Here is an 8340-nt window from a genome sequence, read left to right as displayed (position 1 = left end):
CTCTCAACGTTGCCTGTTGCAGCTCTAGGAGTTGGTATTGGAGTTGACTATGGAATCTATATCCTGAACGGGCTGAGAATCGCTAATCGCAGAGGGCGCAGTTTTGAGAAGTGCTACGAGAGTGCTCTGGCAAGGAGTGGGGCCGCCGTCCTACTCACTGGTCTCACTCTCGCAGTGGGAGTAAGTACTTGGTACTTCTCGAAGCTTCAGTTTCAGGCTGATATGGGAATTCTGCTCGCCTTTATGTTCATAGCAAACATGATAGGTGCGCTCGTTTTCATTCCAATCCTTGCTCGTCTTACGGGTCTGTATGTCCCACAACCAAAATTGACGGGTGATCAAGAGGTCTGATCATCAAGTGAGGAGTCTCCTTAGAAAGATTCTCTCCTTTGTTCAGCTGGACGTCTTTAAATGAGCGTGTTGGGCTCAGATTATTCTTCGTTGAAGAACTTTGCCCGCAGGTATTGAAGAAAAGGCTTCTCTGTTAGGGGCTGTCCTGAGAGCTTTTCAGCAAGCTCAGGTCCTCGATAGCGCATCCCGTGTTTGTGGACGTTCTCTCTGAGCCACTGGAGAATCTGCCCGAACTCTCCCTGAGCTATGTGCTCATCCAGGTTGGGGATAGTCTCGCGGATACAGTTCATCATCAAAGCACTGTACAGATTCCCAAGCGCATACGTAGGAAAGTATCCAAAGCCAACTCCATACCAGTGAACATCTTGGAGAATTCCCGCTTGGTCATTCGGAACTTCGATGTCAAGGTATTCTCGATAGAGTTCCCTCCACCGCGTCGGGAGCTCCTCAACAGGGAGCCCTTCGATAAAAATCTCTGACTCTAATAGGAGTCGAATAATGATATGTATGGAGTATGAGACTTCATCTGCTTCAACTCTGATCAGACTGGGTGTTACAAAGTTGAGTCGATGCCAGATATCCTCGGGCGTAAGAGAAGTAGACTCCTTCGGAAAGAACTCTCGGAGTACAGTATGGAGAAACTCAGAAAACGGTTTGCTCCTTCCAATGATATTTTCCCAGATACGTGACTGAGACTCATGAATGCTGAGTGATTCAGTGCTGCCAAGTGGTGTGCCGACATATTCTTCTTTCAATCCCATCTCGTAAAGCGCATGGCCAGCTTCATGCAGCGTTGTCAGGAGTGACGAAAGGTAGTTGTCCTCACAGTATCGAGTCGTTATTCGCTTATCACGGGGACCGAGCGTTGTCATGAAGGGGTGAGTTGTGGTGTCAAGTCTTCCTTGCTCAAAGCGGTATCCAAGTCTCTCAAGGATATGTGAGTTGAGTTGTTTTTGCGATGCGGTCTGATAATGAGAGGAGCTTGGTGTTAGTTCGGACTGTTGTGCTTGAATTTGTGGAATGAGCTGCTGAAGGCCCTTGCCGAGTCTGGTAAGTACGGGTTTAATGATCGAAAGCGTTGAGCCCCGCTCATAGTTCTCAAGAAGAGCATCATAGGCGTATTGTTCATAACCGAGAAGATCTGCCTCCTGTTTAGCAAGCTCAATGTTCTCCTTAAGAAAGGGCATAACGGTTTGAAAGTCATCTTGCTTTCGAGCTTGAGTCCATGCGGTATACGCCGTAGCCGATGCTTTCGCTCTTCGAGCGACAAAGCCAGGGGTGAGTTTTCGACTTCGTTCTATTGACTCCAGTGATAGAGCAATATTCAAACGGTCATTGTCCGTGAGCTCTGCCATGTCATTGTAAAGCTCTTGGACCAGTCGATAGTATGACTCCGAAGTGCGTTGTTCATGCGCAAGTCGACTCATATACTCAATTTGATGTGCGCGAAACTCAGCTGCTTGCGGGGGCATGTAGACTTGCTGATCCCATTCAAGGACTTGCAAGACACAATGAAGGAGATAAATCTCTTTCGATTGTTGATAGTAATTTTGAAGGGACTGAGGTGGCTCACGCATAAGACAAATCATACGACGGCGATAGATTTTCTGCTATTTAAAAAGGGGTGAGGGTCCAGACATCCTCAATATTGAGAGCACGAAAAAGGCTGAATTATGGTATTTGCCTTATTTTTTTTTGTTTAGAAGGCAAGCTGATTTTCGTCCGGAGTCAGAGTGAGAGAATTGTACTGATCAGTCATTTGTTAGAATTGTGTTAGGAAAAAAACTTCGTCAGAACTTTGTGTTAGGAAGGTTTGGAGGTGCACCTGGTATTTGCACGAATCTTTACCTGATCGATTCAGAACAAGTTGAAACAATATGAAATGAAAAGACGTGGTACGTATTTTGTTGCAATTGGCTAGAGGCGTACCTAATCTTTGAATAGAGAGACATAACAAGAAGAGGAACTGCTGCGATGTATACAACCCGGGATGAAGGAGCTTCAGATTTCGAAGGTGACATTACGTCTTCAAGAGATGTGGATTCAAGAGAGAGAGAAGTGCCAAGGAATAGGATGGGGGATCTTGGAGCACTGTCTTTTGAGCGGGATTCCATCGCATCTTCTCGACTTGGGTCCTCAATCACTCTTGAGAGTGTCGAGTGTTCCTCTCAAGTCAAAGTAGGAAAAGAGCTATTTGCAAAGGTTATTATTACATCCCACCAGTTTGAAAATGGAGACCGAGCAGTTATTCAGACGGCTATTCATACGGAAAATGAACCAAATACGATAGGAGGAATGCGAATAGTTCCATGTAGACACGATCAACTATCAGAAAACGATATAGAGAGGGGATTACAAGAAGTCGGTTCTCTCTCTAGTGCAATGACTTACAAATGTGACCTTGCGGGGCTGCCTTGTGGGGGTCAGAAGACCGTAGCGTTATATGATGGTGAGCTTGGAGAACTCTCTGCGGAACAAAGAGCAGATCTGTTGGCACAACATATAAAAGAAGCGGTAAAATATGCTCCTACAACTTTATTCGGTCCCGATATGGCAGTGGGAGAGGAAGTTCAAGATGCAATTGTCACGCGTTATCCGGCAATAGCCAAGCATATTATCGGAGTCAGCGAGAGGCAGGATGGGCTTGGAATAGATAAGTATGGGTACACTGCTCAGGGAGTAAAAGCAGCCATCGATTTTTCTGTCGAGAAGAACAATCTAGAGCCGAAGGACTGCCGGATGGTGATTGCTGGTTTTGGAGCAGTCGGAGCGCATGTAGCAAATCTGGCAGACGTTCATGGGTATCCAGTGGTGGCTATTAGTAACAGGTTTGGAACAATTCATAACGACGGGAAACCTCTTCCAATCGCTGAGCTCTTTAACGCATGGAGTGAGTGGTATGAAGTCGTTGAAGGGCAGGGGATTCCACAAACTGCGAATGCGGATGAAGCCGTTCTTGCGGCAGCAAAAATATCCGACTTAAAGATTGAAGGGGGCGATACAAAGGCACTACTTAGCTATGAGGCAGAAATAATGGTGCTTGCTGCTCGTACAAAAGAGATAGGCGCCGACAGTGAGTTATCCTCCCTAAGAAAAGAGAATCCAGATTCTCTCCCTCTTAACACGGTTCTTCAGAATACATCTCTAAAAATTATAGCCCAAGGCGCAAACGCCCCTCTTGGAGAGCATGCAGAGGAGATGGCTATCAAGCAGGGGATATCAATATTACCAGATACTGCGATTAACGGAGGTGGGGTAATCGGATGTTATGTGGGATGGAAAAAAAGAACAGATTCGCTCCAGAAGAAAGCAGGAAAAGGAGCGGAAGATATTCGTTCTGAATTATTTGCGAGAATCCATAGCCAGGTCCGAAAGAACCTATCTGAAATAGATCAGAAATTAGTGGAAGGATCAGAGCTTCGGAAGGGAATGCTAGAAATTGCAGAGGAAAGAGGGACTAACTCGTAACACCGAGATAGCTAAAGACAGGCTGACAAGTGAGGAATTTGAGGTAACGGTGTCTTAAGAGTCTCACCATCGAGAAATGCTTTATCCAGTTAAAGTATTTTGTTCTTGAGTTCGCGTTTTCAGGCTGTAAACTGGGGGGTCCCTGTTGGTGATTTTTTTGGGGGAGGAAACACCAATGAAAGACAGTTTAGGTGACATAGACGGTCGTGACCTTCGTCTGAGTGATCAATACAAACATGTGCTAGATGTTACGGAAGTATCTTACTGTGAAGATACTCGTTCCTATAAAGCTCGTTTCAAACGAGTTATTGAGAACTGTTCTGAAGTGCCGCTACAAAAAGTATTCGCTACTTTACTGATGTGCTCTATTCCTACGGACATTCAGTTAGCGCGAAAGCATTACCGAAGAAATCCGATTAGTCTTGAAAACCTTAAATTTCGAGTGTGGGATGGAAATGGAAGGTCGCTAAAAACCTGCGTTATTGACTGTGAGCCCTATCTTCTTGAGTTAATAATATTCCTCGAAGATACGAATACGGGAGAGTGCTACTCCTTGGATCAAGGAGAGCAGGGAACAATCGAGTACCAGGTTGAAGTGCCAGATTCAGTTTGGGGTCCGCTGAGCTTACGCCATGTTCGTTGGCATTGTGACGAAGTTCAGGTGAAGCTCGATTTTCCGAGTGGTCTTGTTTCGTTGCAGGGTGAGTCGTTGGGTGTTGATGAGAGATGGAAATCCTTTGATCCCCCTCTATCACGTAAAGTTGGACGCTCTCATCTTTGGAAAGACTTAGGACAGCCAATAAAAAGTTACACCGAGCGAGGTCGTGATTTCTTTGAGTGGAATACAACCACGGCAACCCAAGGAGCTTTCTATCGCTTTTCTTGGGTCTTCAGTGATGATCGATATGAAAAGTTCGTCGAGGACATTCGTAGGCGCGAAGAGATGCCCCCGCTCATGAGTAAATCAGCTAGTCGAGAACACATGAGAGCCAATTCCAAAGATTTTATAGAACGAGGCGCGGTGCATGCGAGCCCAGATTATCGTTCTATATTTTGGTTTGGCGAGTGGTACTATTTTACGCCAGTTCAAGCTCGATGTGTTGATCTGCTCTGGCGGAACTGGGAAGCAGGTTTATCGGGACTTGGAGGAGATTTTCTACTTGAGGAAGCAGAGAGTACGAGCAGTAAGCTTTCCGCTGTTTTCAGAAGGAATGAAGCCTGGAAAAAGGGCGTGATCTTTTCGCCGCAGCGAGGGGTTTATTCTTTGCGTGTTCCAGGAGATCTCGAACAAGGGGGACTTGAAAAAAACGAGTTGATGACACCCGTTTGTCTCCCAAAGCGTGATATTGTCAATCGATAAACGGTGAAAGGGGATACGCGTCACAACATCTGGTTTTTGATGTAACGAGTGAGACACAAACAGATCTGGTATCACTCAGTGATTGTTGGAGAGTTTTTTACTTTTTTCAAAGTCTGGTTTTGTTATGTGATATGCCAAAAGGTGGCGATAAACCTGAGGAATGAAGAAGATTCCTCGCCTCTTTAGTCCCGTTGTTTTTGGGGTGGAGAATCCTTGCTATGGCGGTATCAAAAAGTAAACCAGAAATAGAAGAGATTGAAAAATATCGTTATATTGTTTCGCGCTTTGCGAGGAAGTATTCGATTCGTTCTTCCCATCGCGAAGAATTACTGGAAGAACTGCACTCGATAGGGCTCCTCGCTCTCCTTGAGGCGCTTGAGCGGTACAAAGATCTATCGGAGCTTCATCGCGCGCGAGCACTTTCTTTGCGAATACGAGGGGAGATGCTAGACCACCTCTCTTTATTGCAGAAGCATAGAAATAGAAGGGAGAGCATGACTCTTGAGATTCAGGGCTCACGTTCTGAGAACCCTGAATATCGTCAGATCCTCTCTGATGTGAGAGCAAAGCTGGAAGTTGGATTTCATGAATTGAATGAGAGAGAATACCTCATTCTCAAACACTTCTTATCGACCGATGTTGAGGATGAGGCGACAAAAATATCTCCATCTACCAGAACAAAGATCAAGCAAAGAGTCTTTAAGAGGCTACGAAAGCATCTTTCTGTTCATTACAATAGGACTGAATTACTCGCTCTCCTGGCCGAATAACAAGTGTGCTTTCTCATGTAATAGCCTGTCGTTCCTTAAAACTCGTAGGATTTATTTACGAAGATATTTGAATTTTCTATGCGATCGGCATTTCTGCTTTCTTCGACAGCACATCGAGGCTGAGTTTGGCATATCACGGATGTTGTGACCACGTTGGGCGCAACGCGAGCGAAAAGAATCAAGGGGGAATTATGTTACGAAATTTATCTTACCTAAAAGTTGCCTTAGCACTCAGTATTTGTATTTTACCTTCATCACTCTATGCAGCACCGTCTGAAGGTAGAGTGCAAGACCCTGACTCACTGCCTACTTGCTCAATATCAGTCATCGGACAACTCGTTAACACTGTGGATGGCAGCTGTGAAAATCTGGAAGACATAACAGCTGAGACGGTAGAGTTTGCAAGTGGTGTAGTGGGTTGTGATCTTGCTGCTATTCTGGATCTCATCAGTAATGAAGCAGGATGTGATGTCACTCAAAAACCGACGACTGAAGTCCGGACTGCTGAGACGACAGGGAATAACAATATAGGTCGTCGCTAAACCAAGAAATTTGATTATTTGAGAATGGGGATTGGAGTCTAGTGTAAGACTCCAATCCCTATTTTTTTGTGGTAAGTTGTTTTATCCTTGCAAAGATGAAGGCATTTTGTTCATGGCACATCTCAATTATCGAAAAAAAGGGTATTGCAGCCCCGTCTGTTGTTGGATTTGGTCCTGCGAGAGACTTAAAACGATGAAAGATTGCGGTGCCTGAGTCACAAAGTTCTAAACATTTTTTCGTATCGGTAAAATCTTTTACGGCAGTTTGGAGGAGTCGGTGTTGCTCCACGATTCCTTCTTCCATCGCAAGGAGTTGTCCCGCTTGAAAAGAAAGCTTACAGAGGTCATTTTGCATCGCCTTTATCGGATAAAAAGTCTCAACTGGTAGCCCACGAGATAAAGAATTTTGATGAGAGGCAGCACCCGCACCTTGGAAGGCTGAGTATACCTCGGAGAGCTCTTTTAACATGAGATTAAGAGGGTCGACGATTTTATCTTTCTTTCCGAGCTTCTGCTCGAGTTCATCGACCCGTTCCCTGAGGCTTTTGATATCCGCTTGCTGAATTTTTTCAGGATTGGCTCTGATTGCATTCTGAAATACGACAAAGAATCGAGGGTTAATCTGGATGAGTTCTCTTGCATCATCGAGATATTCTGATTGCTCTCGCACGATTTCTGGAATAGCCGCACGAACTTCTTCAAAAGTACTGTGAGGGCTGATGGTTACCTTTTCTCTAGAGACCGAGTTTGGGTCATTCTTTGGATTTGAATGGAATGGAACCATGTCAAGCTCATAGGTAATAGACTGTCTCAAAGAGTAGCACGTCTTATAAAAGAGCGATATTGATAGAGTTATTCTCGGTTTTGATAAGAGTTTCTCGTATTTATCTTCAGGTTGTAGAGAATACACCTCTGTTAATGCACCTCTGTTAATGCACATCGGGCTCAGAAGGGGGCATAACCTCCTTGTTATCTCATTTTTTGGAAGGGTTATTATGGGTTATCAAAAATCATTTCTTATCGGAAGCACGCTCTTTTTCTCTTTACTGACTGCTCCAAAACTACAAGCACAAAGCTTACCTCATCCTAGTACTGGATGTGGGATGCCGTTTTCAACTCCAATTGAAATAACGATTCAAAAAAAGAACAACACGGGTGATTGGGAACCAAAACCGGCCGAAGTGAATTACATTAACAACAATCCGAATTTTATCCTCAAAAATTTATGGGACGTGAATAAAAGTCTCATTGCAGAAGAGATGAATAATATAGAGGGTCTTTTATGCCCTTTTTGGCATTGTCCAATCGTTAAATGGGATCCATTTGGTTTTGGACCGATAACAAAAGATACGCTCAAGGATCGGGCTTACCAAGGTTATCCAGTCACTTATACTGTAGAAAAGACCAAGCCAGTAACCGTTTCTGCTTTTATGGAGGCACAGTATACCTGTGTTGGTTTAGAGGAATTTATTACGACCCCGCCAGCAGATGTTACGCCAGCAGATGTTAGGGGTAGGAGAAGAGTACGTTCCCAAGCGAGCAATACTAATAGCCGTAGTGGTGAGAATGGAGACCTCTTGAGTTTTCTTGTCCAAGAATATGGCGAAGACTTGTCAAAAAGTGGAGCGTTACTTTGTGATCTGACATCTCACCGTTCAGAATTTTCTGAGAGTGAGAAGGAGCTTCTCATTGGGAGTTTGTTCACTGAGGAAGATGTGGTGACGGTGAGTGACGAGAAGAACAGGTATGTGTGCGGACCTGAAGGAGAAGAAGGAGCTTAAAACCTGTTTGCTAGTCATAATTCATTAAATAGATGAGAGGAGGGGAGACGCGTTCGTCTCCCTTTCTT

General features: G+C 44.7%; 8 protein-coding genes. 6 read left to right on the top strand and 2 right to left on the bottom strand.

What is annotated here, in order from left to right:
* Window positions 1–351: RND family transporter (locus tag EBR25_11535; protein NBW41614.1), on the top strand; the 351-nt coding region annotated here is incomplete at its 5' end.
* Between the two features lie 80 nt (window positions 352–431).
* Here EBR25_11535 and EBR25_11530 read toward each other — a convergent pair.
* Window positions 432–1940 (bottom strand): carboxypeptidase M32, encoded by a 1509-nt coding sequence (locus EBR25_11530; protein ID NBW41613.1) that lies wholly within the window; start codon window positions 1938–1940, stop codon window positions 432–434.
* 385 nt (window positions 1941–2325) lie between these two features.
* On the opposite strand from EBR25_11530, the gene EBR25_11525 reads away from it, so the two are divergent.
* The 4 genes from EBR25_11525 to EBR25_11510 all read left to right on the top strand — a co-directional run bounded on the left by EBR25_11525 (window position 2326) and on the right by EBR25_11510 (window position 6491).
* On the top strand, window positions 2326–3819 hold the full coding sequence (locus tag EBR25_11525; GenBank protein NBW41612.1) for a hypothetical protein: 1494 nt from the start codon (window positions 2326–2328) through the stop codon (window positions 3817–3819).
* A gap of 175 nt (window positions 3820–3994) precedes the next feature.
* Window positions 3995–5179, top strand: a complete 1185-nt coding sequence (locus tag EBR25_11520; protein NBW41611.1) for a hypothetical protein — start codon at window positions 3995–3997, stop codon at window positions 5177–5179.
* A gap of 218 nt (window positions 5180–5397) precedes the next feature.
* Entirely contained in the window at window positions 5398–5949 is a 552-nt protein-coding gene (locus EBR25_11515) for a hypothetical protein (protein ID NBW41610.1), read from the top strand.
* A gap of 191 nt (window positions 5950–6140) precedes the next feature.
* Complete coding sequence (locus EBR25_11510; GenBank protein NBW41609.1) at window positions 6141–6491, top strand: hypothetical protein; 351 nt, start codon at window positions 6141–6143, stop codon at window positions 6489–6491.
* A 58-nt stretch (window positions 6492–6549) separates the two neighbouring features.
* On the opposite strand, the gene EBR25_11505 is transcribed toward EBR25_11510, so the two are convergent.
* The gene (locus tag EBR25_11505; GenBank protein ID NBW41608.1) at window positions 6550–7431 is read right to left on the bottom strand and encodes a hypothetical protein; all 882 of its coding nucleotides are present in this window, start codon (window positions 7429–7431) and stop codon (window positions 6550–6552) included.
* Between EBR25_11505 and EBR25_11500 the strand changes: the two genes are divergently transcribed.
* Window positions 7424–8272 (top strand): hypothetical protein, encoded by an 849-nt coding sequence (locus EBR25_11500; protein ID NBW41607.1) that lies wholly within the window; start codon window positions 7424–7426, stop codon window positions 8270–8272. The genes EBR25_11505 and EBR25_11500 overlap by 8 nt on opposite strands.
* The last annotated feature ends 68 nt before the right edge of the window (window positions 8273–8340 follow it).

The sequence above is a fragment of the bacterium genome (genome assembly GCA_009926305.1).
GTDB lineage: Bacteria > Bdellovibrionota_C > UBA2361 > UBA2361 > RFPC01 > RFPC01.
Note: the sequence above shows the minus strand (reverse complement) of the source record. Positions and strands in the feature narration are given on the sequence as shown.